Source organism: Pseudoalteromonas sp. Angola-4 (genome assembly GCF_028599265.1).
GTDB classification, from domain to species: domain Bacteria; phylum Pseudomonadota; class Gammaproteobacteria; order Enterobacterales; family Alteromonadaceae; genus Pseudoalteromonas; species Pseudoalteromonas atlantica.
Map to the genome: position 1 here is coordinate 42,718 of NZ_JAQREK010000006.1, position 18,468 is coordinate 61,185.

Sequence of the window (18,468 nt, forward strand, 5' to 3'; positions counted from 1 at the left end):
AAAATAGCGACTAATTGGTTAATATGATCTGGGTTGATTACGCCATTCTTGGCATCATTGCACTGTCTACCATCATCGGTTTAATACGCGGCTTTGTTAAAGAAGCTATGTCATTAGCAGTATGGGCTTGCGCATTTATCATCTCTAGTTTGTTTTACCAATATTTAGCTTCCTTCCTAACAAGTATTTCTGAACCCCTTTTAAGAAATGCGGCGGCCATTGCCATACTCTTCTTTGCGACGCTACTGTTAGGCGGTTTACTAAACTACATTTTAGGTGAGCTTGTACAACGTACTGGTTTATCTGGCACCGATCGTGTCTTCGGCATTGTTTTTGGTGCATTACGAGGCGTGTTGGTCGTGAGCGCGTTACTCTTCTTTCTTGATGCTTTTACTGGTGCACCAAACACGCACTGGTGGGGCAATTCTATTTTGATTCCAGAATTTGGCTTTGTTGTTGAGTGGTTCTTTTCGTACCTAGAAAACAACTCGAGCTTTTTAAATTCAGTAAACCGTTAATCGGCGAGGATAAATTACATGTGTGGTATCGTTGGGATAGTCGGAACATCTCCTGTTAATCAGGCGATTTATGATGGCTTAACTGTTTTGCAGCACCGAGGTCAAGATGCCGCGGGCATCATTACCATTGAAAACAATACGTTTAGCTTGCGCAAAGCAAATGGCCTAGTAAAGGATGTGTTTCACACCCGCCATATGAAACGACTACAAGGCACAATTGGTATTGGCCACGTACGTTACCCTACTGCTGGCTCGTCAAGTTCATCTGAAGCGCAGCCGTTTTATGTTAATTCACCATTTGGTATTGCGCTTGCGCACAATGGTAATTTAACCAATGCTGAAACTCTAAAGCAGCAACTGTTCTCAGAAGCGCGTCGTCACGTTAATACAACGTCTGACTCAGAAATACTACTTAATATCATGGCACATGAGCTAAGTAAGTCTGACAAATTACATTTAGACGCTGAAGACATCTTCACTGCAGTAACCGAAGTAAACAACAAAGTAACCGGTGGCTACGCCGCTATTGCGATGATTATTGGCCACGGTGTTTTAGCATTTCGTGACCCAAATGGTATCCGTCCTTTGGTATTTGGCAAGCGTGAAACCCCTAAAGGGACTGAGTACATGTTTGCCTCAGAAAGCGTAGCATTAAAGCCAGACGGCTTTGAATTTGTGCGTGACGTTGCACCAGGTGAAGCGATTTACGTAACTGAAGATGGCCAATTTCATTCACAAAGCTGTGCTGAAAAAGCTTCTTATGCGCCGTGTATTTTTGAGTTTGTTTATTTTGCTCGCCCAGATTCAACCATCGATCGTATGTCGGTTTACGCAACGCGTGTAAATATGGGTACTAAACTGGGTGAAAAAATTGCGCGTGAGTGGAGCGATAAAGACATTGATGTTGTTATCCCAATTCCTGAAACCTCATGCGATGTGGCGTTAGAAATTGCCCGCATGCTTGATTTACCTTACCGCCAAGGCTTTGTTAAAAACCGCTATATTGGTCGTACATTTATCATGCCTGGCCAAGAAATGCGTAAAAAGTCAGTGCGTCAAAAGCTAAATGCGATTGACCGTGAGTTTAAAGGTAAAAACGTTTTACTGGTGGATGATTCAATTGTACGCGGTACAACCTCGGCACAAATTGTAGAAATGGCCCGTGAAGCCGGAGCAAAAAATGTGTATTTTGCCTCAGCAGCACCAGAAATTCGTTTTCCTAATGTGTATGGTATTGATATGCCATCTGCCGCAGAGCTTATTGCGCATGGCCGTGAAGTTGAAGACATTAACCAAAGCATCAGTGCTGATGGCTTAATTTTTCAATCGTTAAACGATTTAATTGCCGCTGTAAGCCAAGAAAACCCAGAAATTACTAAGTTTGAAACCTCTGTATTTGATGGGCAATACATTACTGGCGATATCGATCAAGATTACTTAAACCATATCGATCAATTACGTAACGACTCGGCTAAAAGTAACCGCGAAAACGCCATGTCATCAGGCCTTGAAATACACAATCAAGATGCCAACGAAGCTGATTAATGTGTGATTAAATATAGTCAGACATAAAAAAAGGAGCTAATTAGCTCCTTTTTTGCGAAGGAAAGAAAGGGAACACTTCATATCAAACAACGTGGTTGATTAGGTAAACATTGGACTCACAATGCCGTTAGTCCAAAGTATTGCGGTTACAGCTAAAATTATTACCAATAAAATTAGCCCGCAGGTAACAACAGAGCTGGCATAAATAAAGCCGCGCTCTTGTGGAATATGCATTAGTATTGGCACGCCTGTATAAAGCAAGTACACCGAGTAGGCTAGGGCAATCATACCTACGCAAACAACAAACCACAGCTCAGGTAAAAAAGCGGCTAAGGCCGACATAAACACGGGTGTAGCAGTATAAGCGGCAAGTTCAAGCGTTTGTGTAAAGGTAGGTTTAGCACCAAATGTAACGGCCATCCAATGGGCTAAATAGGCCAGTGCAAACACACCGGCTATTAACGCACCATACATAGCCACGGCAATTAGCAGTGCGCTTTCATGTGTTAAAAATACTGGGTTGCCCGCACCAATACTCCAGCCTAAATACACCGATGAGTAATACCCCATAATCGATGGAAATAATGCAATAAGTAAAATATGCGACAGGCTATAAGTCAGGCTTTCGTGGCGGTTATCTATTGTTTGCCATTCTTCGAGTGGATGAGCATAAATGCCCCACAGGTGGTTCAGTATCATAGCGGTACTCCATAAAAGGAACGTATTACTGTTGGTTATAATTTAGTTTTAGTTAGTTTGTTTTTTATACAGTACCTATATTTATGGTGTAGTTCATATACAAAGTCAAGTTAACTGCTTATTAACATTTTAAAGAGGTTGTTTTAGCTCGTTTTATTCTTCGTTATTTTTCGTGTTAAAATGGCTTTTTATTATTTGAAGTAACGAGCAGCCCTGTGCCACATAGCGAACTTTTAGCCCCTATTAATAATTTTTTATTGTGCGAAACTCCAAATGAATGGGTTATTGAGGCAGTAAAAAAAGAAAATTTATCGATTATCTTAATCGATCACTTAATTTGTGAGTTAAAAGCAGCGCAAAGTGCAATGTTTTTAATTCGTAAGTACGCGGTAGATAAAGACAGCAGCGATGCATTACTTGAATGGCTAAAGCCCTTTGAAACACTTATTTATAAACGTGAAGGTAATTGGCGTGATTTAGCGGCTAAAAATAAACTTACAAAATCTATTATCCCAAAGTCTAACTCACCTTACGGGCAAGATTTAATAGATAAAATGGTGATGCTAATAAAAGAAGAATTACATCACTTTTATCAAGTGCTCGAAATAATGGACGAGTATGGGGTAGAGTACCGCAGTATTACACCGTGTCGTTACGCTAAAGGGATGCTACGTAACGTTAAAACGTTTGAGCCTAATGCATTAGTCGATAAACTAATTGTAGGTGCTTATATTGAGGCTCGCTCATGTGAGCGTTTTGCTGCACTTGCTCCACATGTTGATAAACGCTTAGGCGATTTTTATATTTCATTGCTTCGCTCTGAGGCGCGCCATTATCAAGATTACTTAACACTGGCACAAGAAATTGCTGATTTTGATATTACTGAGCGAGTCGACTTTTTTGGTAAAATTGAGGCTGATTTGATCACTAGCCCTGATGAAGACTTTAAATTTCACAGTGGCGCACCTGCACTCGTTACTAACTAAAGTGGTGCTATTTAGCTCTTCAAGCACACCGGCTAGTTAGGTGTGCTACTTCTTTCTATAAAGTCTATGAGCTCAAGCGCCGTGCTTTGAGAAAAGCCATGTTTTACTAATAGCTCTTTTGCGGTGCCATTGTATAAAATAGTAGAAAAGCCTTGTTCAAGCGCGTCTCTTTTTTGTTTTGCATCAGGGTCAGACTTTGGAAACATAACATGCAGTTGATGATGCTCTAAATCGGGCGAAATATATTCAACTTGTGGCGCGCCGGGTTCATTAAGCTTTTCGGTGTTTTTTAACCAGTATTCACCCACTTCTTTAGTGCCTGCTACTAAGTCTATTCGTCCTTTTTGAAGCATATATAAACTGTTAATTAACCCGCGAGTGGAGGTTACGGCAAGGCCATTACTTTCAGAAAAAACTTCACTTACTGCGTAGCCAATGCCTTTACAAATACTGTATGGCTGTAAAGAGTCCATACTGCCGTCATAGTTTATTTGTCTGTCTTTGAGCTTAAATAGTCCAACGTATACGTTAGCAAGTGGGCGCGAATAATAAAAAAGATCAGTACGCGACTTTGTATAAAAAGCGCCTAAAATTGCATCTTTTTTATTTATTTTGGTAAGCTCCAGCGCTCTGTTCCAGCTGGTAAACTCAATGTCGTTATTAATATTTTGATTAGCTAAGGCCGCTTTAGTTAAGGCAGTAACCCAGCCGTTATCAGTTAAGCGCTCACCAATATAGGGTGGGGAGTTTTCGGCGACGAGTTGCCAATTTTCTGAGCCATACCCTTTGGAAAAAATGCAACAAAGCACCAAACAATAAATAGCTTTATACATATATCCTTATCCTATTACCAAAAAGTACTTAAATAATAGTCAGGATTTGAAATTATGCGAAGGGCGTATTAATGAGTTTTTGACCTTGTGGAGTAACCACTAAATATGAGCCTTGAGTATACCAATCACCAAGCACAGTGCGTGTTAGTGTTTGCTTACCTACAGTGTAAGTGTGTACGTTAGGGCGGTGGGTGTGGCCGTGTATCATGTTGCTTACATTATACTTGGCAAACATCGCTAGTACGGCGTCATCTACTACGTCTAAAATTTCTATGGGTTTGTCGGCTTGGCTTAATTTGCTTTTTTCTCTGGCATTGCGAGCAATTTTTTTTCTGTACCATAGTGGCATTGCTAACATTAATTTAGGCCACCACCAACCGCGACTTTTTTTACGAAACTTTTGATACTCAATATCTTGAGTACACATTTCATCACCGTGCAAAATAACAGTGGGAGTGCCATATAAATCTATAACCGTTTGCTCGTTTAGCAATACCATACCTGCGCGTTTAGCGTATTGCTCACGCATAATAAAATCGCGATTACCGTGTATAAAGTACACTGGTGTTCCGCCATCTTTAACGGCTTTTAAATGCTTTGCTACCTCACTAGCCAATTCTGTTACGTAGTCATCCCCAACCCATACTTCAAAAAAATCACCTAAAATATACAGTGCATCTACGGGCTTACCAATAATGTGCGTATTTATAAAGCGATAAAAAGCCTCGCTAATATCTGGGCGGTTTTCACTTAGGTGTAAGTCTGCAATAAAGTAGGTTTGAGAAGTCATAGAGGCATCTAGTTAGGTTAAATAAAAAGCGGGCGCATACATAATGTACCATGCCCGCTTAATTACTCAGTATATGAGTAAACGTTTAGCTTACAGTAACGTTTTCGATGATTACATTTTCAAGCGGTACGTCTTGGTGAAAACCAGCGCTGCCTGTTGCTACACCTTTAATTTTATTTACTACGTCCATGCCTTCAACTACTTCAGCAAATACACAGTAACCCCAGCCTTGCGAAGTTTCGCTGCTGTGGTTTAAAAAGTCGTTGTCGTTAACGTTAATAAAAAATTGGGCTGTTGCTGAATGTGGATCAGGTGTACGCGCCATTGCTAATGTACCTACTTTATTAGATAGGCCATTATTTGCTTCGTTTTGAATTGGGTCGTTAACGTCTTTTTGTTCCATACCAGGTACAAACCCACCGCCTTGCACCATAAAGCCGTCAATTACGCGGTGAAAAATAGTGCCGCTGTAAAAACCTGAGTTTGCGTACTCTAAAAAGTTTTTAACTGTGTTTGGAGCTTCTTGCTCAAACATTTTAATGGTGATGTCACCAAAATTAGTGTGTAGAACAACCATGTGGTTTCCTATATCTGGTTTAATTAGTCGCGCTATTTTATCTTAGTTAACTAAGATAAACAAAGTGCTTGTTCAATATATCCAAAGCTGCCCAAGGTATATACTTGTGCGTTTTACAGGGGGTTAATATCGAGGCGGTATTTTGCCGTTGTGGTATTTTCTCTCAATATATAACCATGCACAGAACAAGAGCCTATTAAGCAATAAACAGGGGGGGTTAAAACTGATTTTTACAGTGTTATTAATTTTAACAACAGAACCTCTATTACATACAATCAAGGCCTTGCCTAAATTGGTTTTAATTCCAGCTTAAACATGCGTATTGAAGAGGTTTGGGTATAAAAAGCGCTAGAGCGGGGGCTTTTCAAGTGTTAACATAGCCAACTCAGCAAACAGTCAAGGACTAAAAGTAAATGGTACAAATATACAACACACTCACGCGACAAAAAGAGCAGTTTAAACCTATGGTCGAAGGCAAAATCGACATGTACGTGTGTGGTATCACCATTTATGATTTTTGTCATATCGGTCATGCGCGTACATTTGTCGGGTTTGATGTTATTGTCCGCTACCTTCGCCACCTTGGTTACGACTTAAAATACGTACGTAATATTACCGACGTAGATGATAAAATAATTAAACGCGCAAACGAAAATGGCGAGTCAATTAATGACCTAACTTTGCGTATGACCCAAGCCATGCACGAAGACTTTGATAGCCTAAACATGTTGCGCCCAGATATTGAACCTACGGTTACAAACCATATGGATGAAATTATCGAAATGGTTGAGCGCTTAATTGCAAAAGGCCATGCGTACGTAGCAAACGACGGCGACGTGCTTTTTGATGTTTCTACGTTTGAGCAGTACGGCGCACTATCGCAGCAAGATTTAAGTATGCTCCAAGCAGGCTCTCGTGTAGAGGTTGCACAAGACAAAGACGATCCGCTTGATTTTGTATTGTGGAAAAAAGCAAAAGCAGGCGAACCTTCATGGTCATCTCCTTGGGGAGAAGGGCGTCCAGGTTGGCATATAGAATGTTCAGCAATGAGCTCAAAGCATTTAGGTGAGCATTTTGATATTCACGGTGGCGGCTCTGATTTACAGTTCCCGCATCACGAAAACGAAATTGCGCAATCATGCTGTGCAAACAATGGCAAGTATGTAAATACGTGGATCCACACAGGCATGGTACAAGTAAATAAAGAAAAAATGTCTAAATCATTAGACAACTTTTTTACTGTGCGTGAGGTATTAAAAACATATGACGCTGAATCAGTTCGTTACTTTTTAATATCAGGGCATTACCGTAGCCAGCTAAATTACTCGCAAGAGAATTTAGATCAAGCACGTTCATCGCTTGAACGTATTTACACAGCACTTCGCGGTGTTGAGCCAATTACGTGCGATATTGAAAACAATGAGTACGTGGCTAAATTTAGAAAAGCCATGAATGATGATTTTAATACACCAGAGGCGTTACCGGTTTTATTTGAACTGGCTAAAGAGCTAAACCGTGTTAAAGACACCGATACACAGCAAGCAGGGCAATTAGCATTTGTGCTACGCAGCATAGGCGAAGTGCTTGGTGTTGCCCAGCAAGCACCTGAATCGTTTTTGCAAGGCGGACAAGATGATGATGAAGTGGCCACTATCGAAGCGCTGATTGTAAAACGTAATGAAGCGCGCGCAAACAAAGATTGGGCCGCTGCTGATGAAGCACGTGATGCACTTAATGCACTCGGTGTTGTGCTTGAAGACTCAGCAGGTAAAACAACGTGGCGTAAAGCGTAAATGCGTTAAAGTAGCTTTTAAACTAAAAAGGGTTGCCAGTTGGCAACCCTTTTTTAATGCTAAGGCATTAAGTTAACTGTGGTATTTTTCACATGCTTCGAGGGTGTTTTCAATTAAACTTGCTACAGTCATTGGGCCAACGCCACCCGGTACAGGTGTAATAAAATCAGCTTTTTGCTCTGCAACACTGTATTGAACATCGCCCACTAACTTGCCTGTATCTAAACGGTTAATACCTACATCAATCACAATTGCACCTTCTTTTACCCACTCACCAGGTATAAATTCAGGTTTACCTACGGCCACGACTAATAAGTCTGCGCGGCGCACATGGGTTTCTAAGTCTTGTGTAAATTTGTGACATACCGTTGTAGTACAACCGGCAAGTAATAACTCAAGCGACATAGGGCGACCAACAATATTAGAGGCACCAACAACTACCGCATGCATCCCTTTATAACGTACGCCCGTTGAATCTAATAAGGTAATAATCCCTTTTGGTGTACATGGGCGCAGCGCCGGCATACGTTGCGCTAAGCGGCCAATATTGTAAGGGTGAAAACCGTCTACATCTTTATGTGGTGTAATACGTTCTAAAATCTTTTCTGCATCTAGGCCTTCAGGTAGCGGTAGTTGCACCAAAATACCATCTACTTCGCCATCATTATTTAGCTCATCAATTAATGCTAGTAGTTCTTCTTCGCTGGTTTGCGCAGGTAAATCAAATGACTTTGAAATAAATCCTACTTCTTCACACGCTTTACGCTTAGAGCCAACGTAAACTTGGCTTGCAGGGTCAAGCCCTACCAGTACTACTGCTAAACCGGGTGCACGTAAACCGTTTGCAACGCGTTCGCTTACGCGCTCAGCCACTGCACTACGTACTTGTTTTGCGATTGCCTTACCATCAATGATGTTTGCCGTCATGGGGGACCTTTAATTGGGGTTAAATAAACTTCGATACTTATATTTTAAAAGCATCTGCATATAAAGAGGGGTGTATGCAAAAAATTAATTTTATTAATGCTTTTTTAATATGCAGGCTATTTTCGCAGAAAAGGCCCGAAGCGCCAAGTTGCTTTTAGGTTATAAACCGGAGTTTTCAAAAAAAGCGTCTAAATTTCAGCTTAGTTTTGCAATATTTAACCATTATGAACTAAAAATGACCGATTGATTTATTTTATGCAAAAAACGTTTGACCTCTCCCAGGCAAATCACTATTATGCACCCCGTTGTCAACGAGGTCACTCGCAGGCAATCGTAAGCATCGGCGATTAGCGCAGTTTGGTAGCGCACTTGGTTTGGGTCCAAGGGGTCGCAGGTTCAAATCCTGCATCGCCGACCACTTCTTTTATTTTTATAATAGAATAGCTTACAGGCAAACTATGAAGTTTTCGATGCGCCCGTAGCTCAGCTGGATAGAGCAACGCCCTTCTAAGGCGTTGGTCGAAGGTTCGAATCCTTCCGGGTGCGCCATTTGAAAACAAAGTAAATACCGTGGTGATTGTAGCTCAGTTGGTAGAGCCCCGGATTGTGATTCCGGTTGTCGTGGGTTCGAGCCCCATCAGTCACCCCAATTTACTTCGAGTATCGGCGATTAGCGCAGTTTGGTAGCGCACTTGGTTTGGGTCCAAGGGGTCGCAGGTTCAAATCCTGCATCGCCGACCACTTTCTCATAAGTGGTCTTAAATTCAACATTTAAGTATTCAACACGATTATCGGCGATTAGCGCAGTTTGGTAGCGCACTTGGTTTGGGTCCAAGGGGTCGCAGGTTCAAATCCTGCATCGCCGACCACTTTCTTAACCTTAAAGAAAGTAAACGAGTAATCACTCAGCAATAACTTCTATTTACCTCCTACTAAAATATCGCTTTAACGAACCAGTTAGTCTGTTTTTTACGCAGTTGGTCTCGATCGTAGCTAAACTAGTCCAAATAATTGCCCCCTACACTCGACTATCATAATTATTAGGTTATAATGCCGCGTCTATTGTTTAACATAGTGCCCGAAGGGCAGAGCAGCAATGGGATCTCATGGTAGTGACGGATGCTTTTTAGTGAAAAATCGCTTTAAAATTTATCAAGACTCATGAAGATTACTTTGTTTGTAAGGAAGGCGAACAGTCGCCAAAATTGAATATTGAGGTAAATCATGCAAGTTTCTGTTGAGACGACTCAAGGCCTTGAGCGCCGTCTGACCATCACCGTTCCTGCAGAGAACGTTGAGACCGAAGTAAAAAAACGCTTACAACAACTGTCAAAAACGCAGCGTATCGATGGCTTCCGTGCTGGTAAAGTACCAGTTTCAGTAATTAACAAGCGTTTTGGACCTGCGGTTCGTCAAGAAGTAGCTGGCGAAGTAATGCAGCGTAACTACATTGAAGCAATTGTTGCTGAAAAAATTAACCCTGCTGGCGCACCATCATTTGCACCTAAATCACTTGAAGCAGGTAAAGATTTAGAGTTTACTGCAACGTTTGAAGTATACCCTGAAGTTGAAGTTCAAGGTTTAGACAAAATTGCAGTAGAAAAACCAGCGGTAACAGTAACTGACGAAGATTTAGCAAACATGCTAGAAACACTTCGTAAGCAACACGCTTCTTGGGCTGATGTTGACGCAGCTGCTGGCGAAAACGACCGTGTAACAGTTGATTTCGTAGGTACTATCGACGGTGAAGAGTTTGAAGGCGGCAAAGCTGAAGACTTCCCACTTGAGCTTGGCCAAGGTCGTATGATCCCAGGTTTTGAAGACAATATCGTTGGTAAAAAAGCAGGCGAAGAAGTAGTTGCTGATGTAACTTTCCCTGAAGATTACCACGCTGAAAACCTGAAAGGTAAAGCGGCTCAATTCACTATCACAGTGAAAAAAGTTGAAGCACAAGAGCTACCTGAATTAAGCGAAGAGTTTGCAACTAAGTTCGGTGTTACCGAAGGCGGCGTAGACGCGCTTAAAGAAGAAGTTAAAAAGAACATGACACGTGAGCTAGACCAAGCGGTTAAAGCTAACGTGAAAGACCAAGCGATTAAAGGTCTTTTAGAAAACAACGAAATCGAAGTGCCTAAAGCACTTATTGATCAAGAAGTTGACGCACTACGTCAGCAAGCAGCTCAACGTTTTGGTGGCGACGCTAAAAACATGCCTGAGCTTCCAGCTGAATTGTTCCACGAGCAAGCTGTAACTCGCGTTAAAACTGGCCTATTACTAGGTGAAGTGATCAAAGCAAACGATATCAAAGTTGATGATGAAAAAGTTGAAGCATTAATTGCTACAGTTGCATCTGCTTACGAAGATCCAACTGAAGTAGTAGAATACTACAAAGCAAATGATCAACTTATGCAGCAAATGCGTAATGTTGCAATGGAAGAGCAAGCTGTTGAAGCTATTTTAGCTAAAGCAAACGTGTCTGACGTTGAAAAAGCATTTGATGACATCATGAATCCTCAGCAAGGTGCTTAATAAGTCATTGACTTAAGCGCTCGCTAACGATTAAATGGCTCGTGTTACTCTGTTTATGCAGTGTGCCCGGGCCATTTTAGTTTGTGCCCCATAATTTGCGAAAAATGATAACTATGCTTCCTTTAGTAAGAAAAAGCATAAGCGCATAAGGAATTAAAAAAGTATGAACACTGGTATGACAGATCCCCTAAATGCATTAGTCCCTATGGTTGTTGAACAAACAGCTAAAGGTGAGCGCTCGTATGACATTTATTCGCGTCTATTAAAAGAGCGAATTATCTTTTTAACGGGCCAAGTTGAAGACAACATGGCAAACCTAATTTTAGCGCAAATGCTATTTTTAGAATCAGAGAACCCTGAAAAAGATATCTTTTTATATATTAATTCACCAGGTGGTTCGGTAACCGCTGGTATGGCAATTTACGATACAATGAACTTCATCAAACCAGATGTAAGTACTATTTGTGTTGGCCAAGCGGCAAGCATGGGCGCATTTTTGCTTACTGCTGGCGCTAAAGGTAAGCGTTTTTGTTTACCAAACTCACGTGTAATGATTCACCAACCGTTAGGTGGTTTCCAAGGTCAAGCATCTGACTTTGAAATACACGCAAAAGAAATTCTGTCTATTAAAGACAAACTTAACCGCTTAATGGCAGAGCATACAGGCCAGCCATTAGATGTTATTTCACGCGATACTGACCGTGATAACTTTATGAGTGCATCACAAGCTGTAGATTACGGCCTGGTTGACTCAGTGTTTACAAATCGCGAAAGCAAGTAAGCGTGTAGGCAAGCAAATAATTGCTTGCCACTTTGAGTTACTATGCGAAAACCAGTAAATTTTGGTATAGTTAAAAGCGAATTTGAAATAGTTGCCAACCTTATTTGGCAGCCAACGTATAAAAGAGGTAGCTGAATGTCTGACACTCCTACAGACGGCGACAAAAGTAATAAATTGTTATACTGCTCTTTTTGTGGCAAAAGCCAACACGAAGTGCGTAAATTAATTGCAGGTCCTTCAGTATACATTTGTGATGAATGTGTAGAGCTGTGTAACGATATTATCAGGGAAGAAATCAAAGACATTGCTCCTAAGCATAATTCGTCTGATAAACTACCTGTGCCAAAAGAAATTCGTAATCACTTAGATGACTACGTAATTGGTCAAGACCATGCTAAAAAAGTATTGTCTGTAGCGGTATACAATCACTACAAGCGCCTACGCAACCAATCTACAAAGCAAGAAGTAGAACTAGGTAAAAGTAACATTTTGCTTATTGGCCCTACAGGTAGTGGTAAAACATTACTGGCAGAAACACTTGCGCGTTTACTTGATGTACCGTTTACTATGGCAGATGCAACTACACTAACCGAAGCCGGTTATGTAGGTGAAGATGTAGAAAACATCATTCAAAAACTGCTACAAAAATGTGACTACGACGTAGAAAAAGCGCAACGTGGTATTGTTTACATTGATGAAATTGACAAAATTTCGCGTAAATCAGATAACCCATCTATTACACGTGACGTGTCGGGTGAGGGCGTACAACAAGCGCTGCTTAAACTAATTGAAGGCACGGTTGCCTCAGTACCACCACAAGGTGGTCGTAAGCACCCGCAGCAAGAGTTTTTACAGGTTGATACCTCTAAGATTTTATTTATCTGTGGTGGTGCCTTTGCAGGCCTAGATAAAGTAATCGAACAGCGTAGCCATAAAAATACCGGAATTGGCTTTGGTGTTAACGTTAAAGAGTCAGCGTCGAGCCGCTCTTTAAGCGAAACATTTAAAGACGTAGAGCCAGAAGATTTAGTTAAGTACGGCTTAATTCCTGAGTTTATTGGTCGTTTACCTGTTGTTGCTACATTAACTGAGCTTGATGAAGCGGCACTTGTACAAATATTAAGTGAACCTAAAAACGCCATTACTAAACAGTTCTCTGTATTGTTTGGTATGGAAGACGTTGAATTAGAGTTCCGTGATGATGCACTAAGCGCTATTGCTCACAAAGCAATGGAGCGTAAAACAGGTGCTCGCGGACTTCGCTCAATTGTTGAAGGCGTACTGCTTGATACTATGTATGAGCTGCCATCAATGGATGATGTAAGCAAAGTGGTTATAGATGAAACCGTGATTAAAGGTGAATCTGACCCAATCTTGATTTATGAAAACAATAATCAAGATAAAGCTGCATCAGAGTAGTTTTTAAGCTATTTGTATAAAAAAGGAGCCTTAGGCTCCTTTTTTTATAATTAATTTGAACGAGTTGGGGAAAATTGTTGAACTTTAATTAGATTATCCCCATATACTTGAGTAATCTTTTAAATAAATGAAGTGCGAAGAGAAACTATAATGACGCTTGAGAGAACCGATCGAGTCGAAATCCCAGTGTTAGCACTGCGCGATGTTGTGGTATATCCGCACATGGTGATCCCGCTTTTTGTAGGCCGTGAAAAATCAATAAAATGCCTCGAAGCGGCAATGGATAAAGACAAACAAATTTTCTTGGTTGCACAAAAAGATGCAACTGTAGACGAACCTGAGCAAGACGATATTTACCGTATCGGTACTATTGCTACTGTACTTCAGTTATTAAAGTTACCAGACGGTACAGTTAAAGTTTTAGTTGAAGGTACGCAGCGCGCACAAATTGAAGAATTTGTAGATAACGATGAGTTTTTTGTAGCGAATGCTCAGTTCATCGAATCTGATTCAGTGGATGAGCAAGAACAAGATATTTTCATCCGCAGCGCTGTTAGCCAGTTTGAAGGCTATGTAAAACTTAATAAAAAAATTCCACCTGAGGTATTAACCTCTGTTTCAGGCATTGATGAGCCAGCACGCCTTGCCGATACAATGGCAGCGCATATGCCATTAAAAGTGCCTGAAAAACAAAAAGTGTTAGAGATTTCAAGCGTTACAGAGCGCTTAGAATACTTAATGGCACTGATGGAAGGTGAAATAGACTTATTGCAAGTTGAGAAAAAAATTCGTACCCGCGTGAAAAAGCAGATGGAAAAATCTCAGCGCGAGTACTACCTCAACGAGCAAATGAAAGCCATTCAAAAAGAACTTGGTGAGCTTGATGATGTACCTGACGAATTTGAAGCGCTTAAAAAGCGTATTGAAGAATCAGGTATGCCAGAAGAAGCGAAAGAAAAAGCATCAGCTGAGCTTAATAAGCTTAAAATGATGTCGCCAATGTCTGCAGAGGCCACTGTAGTGCGTTCATACATTGATACGTTAATTAACGTACCATGGAAAAAACGCTCGAAAGTGAAAAAAGACTTAGCAGGCGCGCAAAAAATTCTTGATAGCGATCACCACGGCTTAGATAAAGTTAAAGAACGCATAATTGAATACCTCGCGGTGCAACAACGTACTAATAAGCTTAAAGGGCCTATTTTATGTTTAGTAGGACCACCGGGTGTAGGTAAAACGTCACTAGGGCAGTCTATTGCACGCTCTACGGGTCGTAAATATGTTCGTATGGCGTTAGGTGGTGTACGTGACGAAGCTGAAATTCGTGGCCATCGTCGTACTTACATTGGCTCTATGCCAGGCAAGCTGATTCAAAACATGACAAAAGTGGGCGTTAAAAACCCATTATTCTTGTTAGATGAAATCGACAAAATGTCATCTGATATGCGCGGCGACCCAGCATCAGCGTTATTAGAGGTGCTAGATCCGGAGCAAAACAGCCACTTTGCTGATCACTACTTAGAAGTAGACTACGATTTATCGGATGTAATGTTTGTAGCAACATCAAACAGCTTTAATATCCCTGGTCCATTATTAGACAGAATGGAAGTTATTCGCTTATCGGGTTACACCGAAGATGAAAAGCTAAACATTGCAAAAGAGCACTTAATTACTAAGCAAGTTAAACGCAATGGTTTAAAACCTTCTGAGCTAGTAATAGAAGACAGTGCAATTATTGGCATTATTCGTTACTACACGCGTGAAGCGGGCGTACGTAATTTAGAGCGCGAAGTATCTAAACTATGTCGTAAAGCCGTTAAAAATATCTTACTTGATAAAGAGACTAAAACAGTCACTATCAATCAAGATAACCTAGAAGAGTTTTTAGGTGTACAGCGCTACGACTACGGTAAAGCTGAAGACGGCGACCGCATTGGTCAGGTAACAGGCTTAGCGTGGACCGAAGTAGGCGGCGATTTACTGACCATTGAATGTGCGGCTGTGCCAGGTAAAGGCAAGCTAAGCTACACAGGCTCACTGGGCGATGTAATGCAAGAGTCGATTCAAGCGGCGATGACGGTAGTACGCAACCGCGCTGACACCTTCCGTATTAATAACGATTTTTACGAAAAACGCGACATTCATGTGCATGTACCAGAGGGGGCGACCCCTAAAGATGGCCCAAGTGCCGGTGCAGCAATGGTAACGGGTTTAGTATCGAGCTTAACAGGTAACCCCGTTAAAGCCGATGTAGCAATGACAGGTGAAATAACACTGCGCGGTGAAGTACTGCCTATTGGTGGTTTAAAAGAGAAACTACTTGCTGCACACCGTGGTGGAATTAAAACAGTCATCATTCCAAAAATTAACGAACGTGACTTAAAAGAGATCCCAGATAACGTACTGGCAGGCTTAGATGTTCACCCAGTTACATGGATTGATGAAGTATTAAAGTTAGCTTTAGTGCATCCTGTTGAGAGTTTTTCAGTCGAAACACCGAAAAACCAATAAAAAACCCAAAAAAAGTGCTTTAAAGGGCTTTTCAAATCTAATCGGTATGATAAGTTAAGCACTGGTTTTCGAGCCTAGCCCTTATGGGGCCTAGGCTTAAGAAAAATATAATCATGTGAGCATTAAAAGTTTGCTCTAAAATTTTCAAAAAAGTGATGTTAGTTTAAAAAACAATCGCTCTTGATAATAACAATGAAAGAGGATGATATTGTGAATAAATCTCAATTAATCGATCAAATCGCAGCTGACGCTGACATTTCTAAAGCGGCTGCAGGTCGTGCACTAGATTCATTCATCGAGTCTGTATCTGGAGCGCTTAAAGATGGCGATTCAGTTGCACTTGTAGGTTTTGGTACTTTCTCAGTACGCGAGCGTGCAGCTCGTTCAGGCCGTAACCCACAAACTGGTGAAACTATTCAAATCGCTGCGGCAAATATTCCTTCTTTCAAAGCCGGTAAAGCGCTGAAAGACGCAGTAAACTAATCACTGTTTAAATACAGATTAGTTATGGCGAGTGTATATAAACTTAATTATCCTAATCGATGAATTAAGTAACTTCACCGCCAGTTACTTCAAGTGAAAAAGCGTATCTGGTAAGATACGCTTTTTTTACATATGACAAGGTAAAATACCTTGATCAATAAGAGATAAACAAATGCTTGAGAAAATCAGAGAGGGCTCACAGGGTCCTGTAGCCAAAATAATTTTAGGCGCGGTGATTTTATCTTTTGCCTTAGCAGGGATCGGTAGTTACTTAGGTCAAACCCCAGAACAACCCGTTGCTGAAGTAAATGGAATTAAAATTAGCCAAACCGAATTTAATCGTGCTTATCAAAACGAACGTAGCCGTTTAGAGCAACAATTTGGCGAATACTTTGCACAAATCAGTGCAGATCCAAATTACATGGCGCAAATTCGTCAAGGTGTAATTGACCGCTTAGTACAACAAGAATTGCAATCACAATTAGCGGCAGATTTAGGCCTTCGCGTAAGCGACGACAGCGTACGTAAAACAATTTTAGAACTACCGTACTTTCAAATTGGTGAAAAATTTAATAACGACCGTTACCTACAAGTAATTCGTCAAATGAACTTTCAACCAGATGCTTTTCGTGAGTACTTACGTAAAGACATGACACGTAGCCAATTAGTGTCTGCGGTTGCTGGTACTGAGTTTGCACTTGAAAACGAGCTTAAACGCGCTGCAGCCCTGCAGCAGCAAACGCGTAGCATAGACTACCTTGTGTTAAGCAAAGAAGCGTTACAAGTAAACGTAGACGTATCTGAGCAAGAAATTGCTGATTACTACGAGCTAAACGCATCACAATTTTTATCGCCAGAGCGTGTATCGGTTGATTACATTGAGCTTAAAGCACAAGATATCACCGTAGAGTCGGTAACAGAAGACGACGTAAAAGCGTATTATGAGCAAAATAAAGCACAATACATCGAGCCTGAAAAACGCCGTGTATCGCACATTTTAATTGATAACAGCGAAGATGATGATGCCGCGCTTGAAAAAGCCAACGCATTACATGAGCAGTTAGAGCAAGGTGCTGATTTTGCACAGCTTGCAGAGTCATCATCGGATGATGTTGTGAGTGGCGAAATGGGCGGCGACCTAGAGTGGATTGAGCGCGATGTAATGGACCCTGCTTTTGAAGATGCTGCATTTGCGCTTCAAAACAAAGGTGATATTTCAGAGGTTGTAGCATCAGAGTTTGGTTATCACATTATTAAACTTACTGACTTACAGCCAGAGCAAGTAAAAGCGTATGACGACGTAAAAGCCGGCTTACGTGCAGAGCTTGAGCAAACTGAAAAAGTAGATGCGTTTTACGAAAAGCAAACAGAAATGGGTGCCTTAGCATTTGAGATTTCTGACCGTTTAGACGATGCTGCAGAAGTGGCAGACGTTGAAGTTAAAACTACGCCACTTGTTGCACGTAATGCATTGCCAGAGCCACTTAATACACCTGCGGTAATTTCACAGTTGTTCTCAGTAGAATTACTTGAAGATAAAGTAAACTCAGAAGTGATTGAGCTAGGTGATGAGCACGTTATTGTAGTACGTGTAAATAAATACGAGCCATCTGCAACTAAACCGCTTGCGCAAGTGAGTGAGCAAATCAAAACACGTTTAGTTAATGAAAAAGCATCAACACTTGCTAAAGAAAAAGCACGTGAGTTATTTGCACAAGTTCAAGCAGGTAAAACGCTAAGCGATGTGGCCAGTGAGCAAAACCTAACGGTACGTGAAGAAGCGAGCTTAACGCGTCAAAGCTACACGGTTTCGCCTGCTATTGTAACACAAGCGTTTAAAATGCCTCGTCCTAATGATGCACCAAGCACAGACGTGGTTGATTTAAACAACGATGATGCGGCAATTGTTGCACTTAAATCGGTAAGCGATGCGCAAGTAACCGCAAATATCGACCCGCAAGTACAGCAAAACATTACTATGGCGCAAGCTAACAAAAACTACTTAGCGTTTATTGAGTCTTTAAAGGCAAAGGCTGAGCTAAACCTACCCGTGGTAGAGCAAGCAGCAGAATAATCG

16 protein-coding genes and 5 tRNA genes are annotated in these 18,468 nt (G+C 41.2%); 16 read left to right on the forward strand and 5 right to left on the reverse strand.

Features of this window, described 5'->3' with window-relative positions; all coding sequences use genetic code 11:
* Positions 1-23 precede the first annotated feature (23 nt).
* Positions 24-518, forward strand: a complete 495-nt coding sequence (locus tag PSH48_RS09290) for a CvpA family protein (RefSeq protein ID WP_004586885.1) — start codon at positions 24-26, stop codon at positions 516-518.
* Between the two features lie 18 nt (positions 519-536).
* Complete coding sequence (purF, locus tag PSH48_RS09295; RefSeq protein ID WP_004586886.1) at positions 537-2,063, forward strand: amidophosphoribosyltransferase; 1,527 nt, start codon at positions 537-539, stop codon at positions 2,061-2,063.
* Between the two features lie 99 nt (positions 2,064-2,162).
* On the opposite strand, the gene PSH48_RS09300 is transcribed toward purF, so the two are convergent.
* Positions 2,163-2,762, reverse strand: a complete 600-nt coding sequence (locus PSH48_RS09300) for a Yip1 family protein (protein WP_004586887.1) — start codon at positions 2,760-2,762, stop codon at positions 2,163-2,165.
* Between the two features lie 215 nt (positions 2,763-2,977).
* Here PSH48_RS09300 and miaE point away from each other — a divergent pair, with 215 nt between their 5' ends.
* The gene (gene miaE / locus PSH48_RS09305; RefSeq protein ID WP_004586888.1) at positions 2,978-3,748 is read left to right on the forward strand and encodes a tRNA isopentenyl-2-thiomethyl-A-37 hydroxylase MiaE; all 771 of its coding nucleotides are present in this window, start codon (positions 2,978-2,980) and stop codon (positions 3,746-3,748) included.
* A 32-nt stretch (positions 3,749-3,780) separates the two neighbouring features.
* On the opposite strand, the gene PSH48_RS09310 is transcribed toward miaE, so the two are convergent.
* From PSH48_RS09310 to PSH48_RS09320, 3 genes are all read right to left on the reverse strand, one after another.
* Positions 3,781-4,581, reverse strand: coding sequence for a substrate-binding periplasmic protein (locus tag PSH48_RS09310; protein WP_273611429.1), 801 nt, complete (start codon positions 4,579-4,581; stop codon positions 3,781-3,783).
* A gap of 52 nt (positions 4,582-4,633) precedes the next feature.
* A complete protein-coding gene (locus PSH48_RS09315) occupies positions 4,634-5,371 on the reverse strand; it encodes a UDP-2,3-diacylglucosamine diphosphatase (RefSeq protein ID WP_055253121.1) in 738 nt (245 codons plus the stop codon).
* An 85-nt stretch (positions 5,372-5,456) separates the two neighbouring features.
* Positions 5,457-5,948, reverse strand: a complete 492-nt coding sequence (locus PSH48_RS09320; protein WP_273611430.1) for a peptidylprolyl isomerase — start codon at positions 5,946-5,948, stop codon at positions 5,457-5,459.
* 148 nt (positions 5,949-6,096) lie between these two features.
* Here PSH48_RS09320 and PSH48_RS21250 point away from each other — a divergent pair, with 148 nt between their 5' ends.
* Both PSH48_RS21250 and cysS read left to right on the forward strand, forming a co-directional pair.
* Positions 6,097-6,261 carry a hypothetical protein gene (locus PSH48_RS21250; protein ID WP_443197869.1) on the forward strand — a complete coding sequence of 55 codons (165 nt, stop codon included), beginning with the start codon at positions 6,097-6,099 and terminating at the stop codon, positions 6,259-6,261.
* A gap of 100 nt (positions 6,262-6,361) precedes the next feature.
* Complete coding sequence (gene cysS, locus PSH48_RS09325) at positions 6,362-7,741, forward strand: cysteine--tRNA ligase (protein WP_096041402.1); 1,380 nt, start codon at positions 6,362-6,364, stop codon at positions 7,739-7,741.
* A 72-nt stretch (positions 7,742-7,813) separates the two neighbouring features.
* Here the strand turns inward: cysS and folD are convergent, their stop codons facing one another.
* Complete coding sequence (gene folD / locus PSH48_RS09330) at positions 7,814-8,668, reverse strand: bifunctional methylenetetrahydrofolate dehydrogenase/methenyltetrahydrofolate cyclohydrolase FolD (protein ID WP_029772557.1); 855 nt, start codon at positions 8,666-8,668, stop codon at positions 7,814-7,816.
* Positions 8,669-9,009: 341 nt separating this feature from the next.
* Between folD and PSH48_RS09335 the strand changes: the two genes are divergently transcribed.
* The 11 genes from PSH48_RS09335 to PSH48_RS09385 all read left to right on the forward strand — a co-directional run bounded on the left by PSH48_RS09335 (position 9,010) and on the right by PSH48_RS09385 (position 18,465).
* Positions 9,010-9,086: transfer RNA gene (locus PSH48_RS09335), tRNA-Pro, on the forward strand.
* Between the two features lie 54 nt (positions 9,087-9,140).
* Positions 9,141-9,217 (forward strand) — tRNA-Arg (locus PSH48_RS09340).
* 24 nt (positions 9,218-9,241) lie between these two features.
* Positions 9,242-9,317 (forward strand) — tRNA-His (locus tag PSH48_RS09345).
* A 15-nt stretch (positions 9,318-9,332) separates the two neighbouring features.
* Positions 9,333-9,409: transfer RNA gene (locus PSH48_RS09350), tRNA-Pro, on the forward strand.
* 51 nt (positions 9,410-9,460) lie between these two features.
* Positions 9,461-9,537, forward strand: a tRNA-Pro gene (locus PSH48_RS09355).
* Positions 9,538-9,892: 355 nt separating this feature from the next.
* Positions 9,893-11,197 carry a trigger factor gene (gene tig / locus PSH48_RS09360; RefSeq protein ID WP_004586894.1) on the forward strand — a complete coding sequence of 435 codons (1,305 nt, stop codon included), beginning with the start codon at positions 9,893-9,895 and terminating at the stop codon, positions 11,195-11,197.
* A gap of 163 nt (positions 11,198-11,360) precedes the next feature.
* Positions 11,361-11,978: an ATP-dependent Clp endopeptidase proteolytic subunit ClpP gene (clpP, locus tag PSH48_RS09365; RefSeq protein ID WP_024033798.1), complete on the forward strand. Its 618-nt coding sequence runs from the start codon at positions 11,361-11,363 to the stop codon at positions 11,976-11,978.
* Between the two features lie 135 nt (positions 11,979-12,113).
* Complete coding sequence (gene clpX / locus PSH48_RS09370) at positions 12,114-13,397, forward strand: ATP-dependent protease ATP-binding subunit ClpX (protein ID WP_004586896.1); 1,284 nt, start codon at positions 12,114-12,116, stop codon at positions 13,395-13,397.
* Positions 13,398-13,547: 150 nt separating this feature from the next.
* Positions 13,548-15,908 carry an endopeptidase La gene (gene lon / locus PSH48_RS09375; protein WP_004586897.1) on the forward strand — a complete coding sequence of 787 codons (2,361 nt, stop codon included), beginning with the start codon at positions 13,548-13,550 and terminating at the stop codon, positions 15,906-15,908.
* Between the two features lie 183 nt (positions 15,909-16,091).
* Positions 16,092-16,391, forward strand: a complete 300-nt coding sequence (locus tag PSH48_RS09380; RefSeq protein ID WP_286247754.1) for an HU family DNA-binding protein — start codon at positions 16,092-16,094, stop codon at positions 16,389-16,391.
* 172 nt (positions 16,392-16,563) lie between these two features.
* The gene (locus PSH48_RS09385) at positions 16,564-18,465 is read left to right on the forward strand and encodes a SurA N-terminal domain-containing protein (protein WP_273611431.1); all 1,902 of its coding nucleotides are present in this window, start codon (positions 16,564-16,566) and stop codon (positions 18,463-18,465) included.
* The last annotated feature ends 3 nt before the right edge of the window (positions 18,466-18,468 follow it).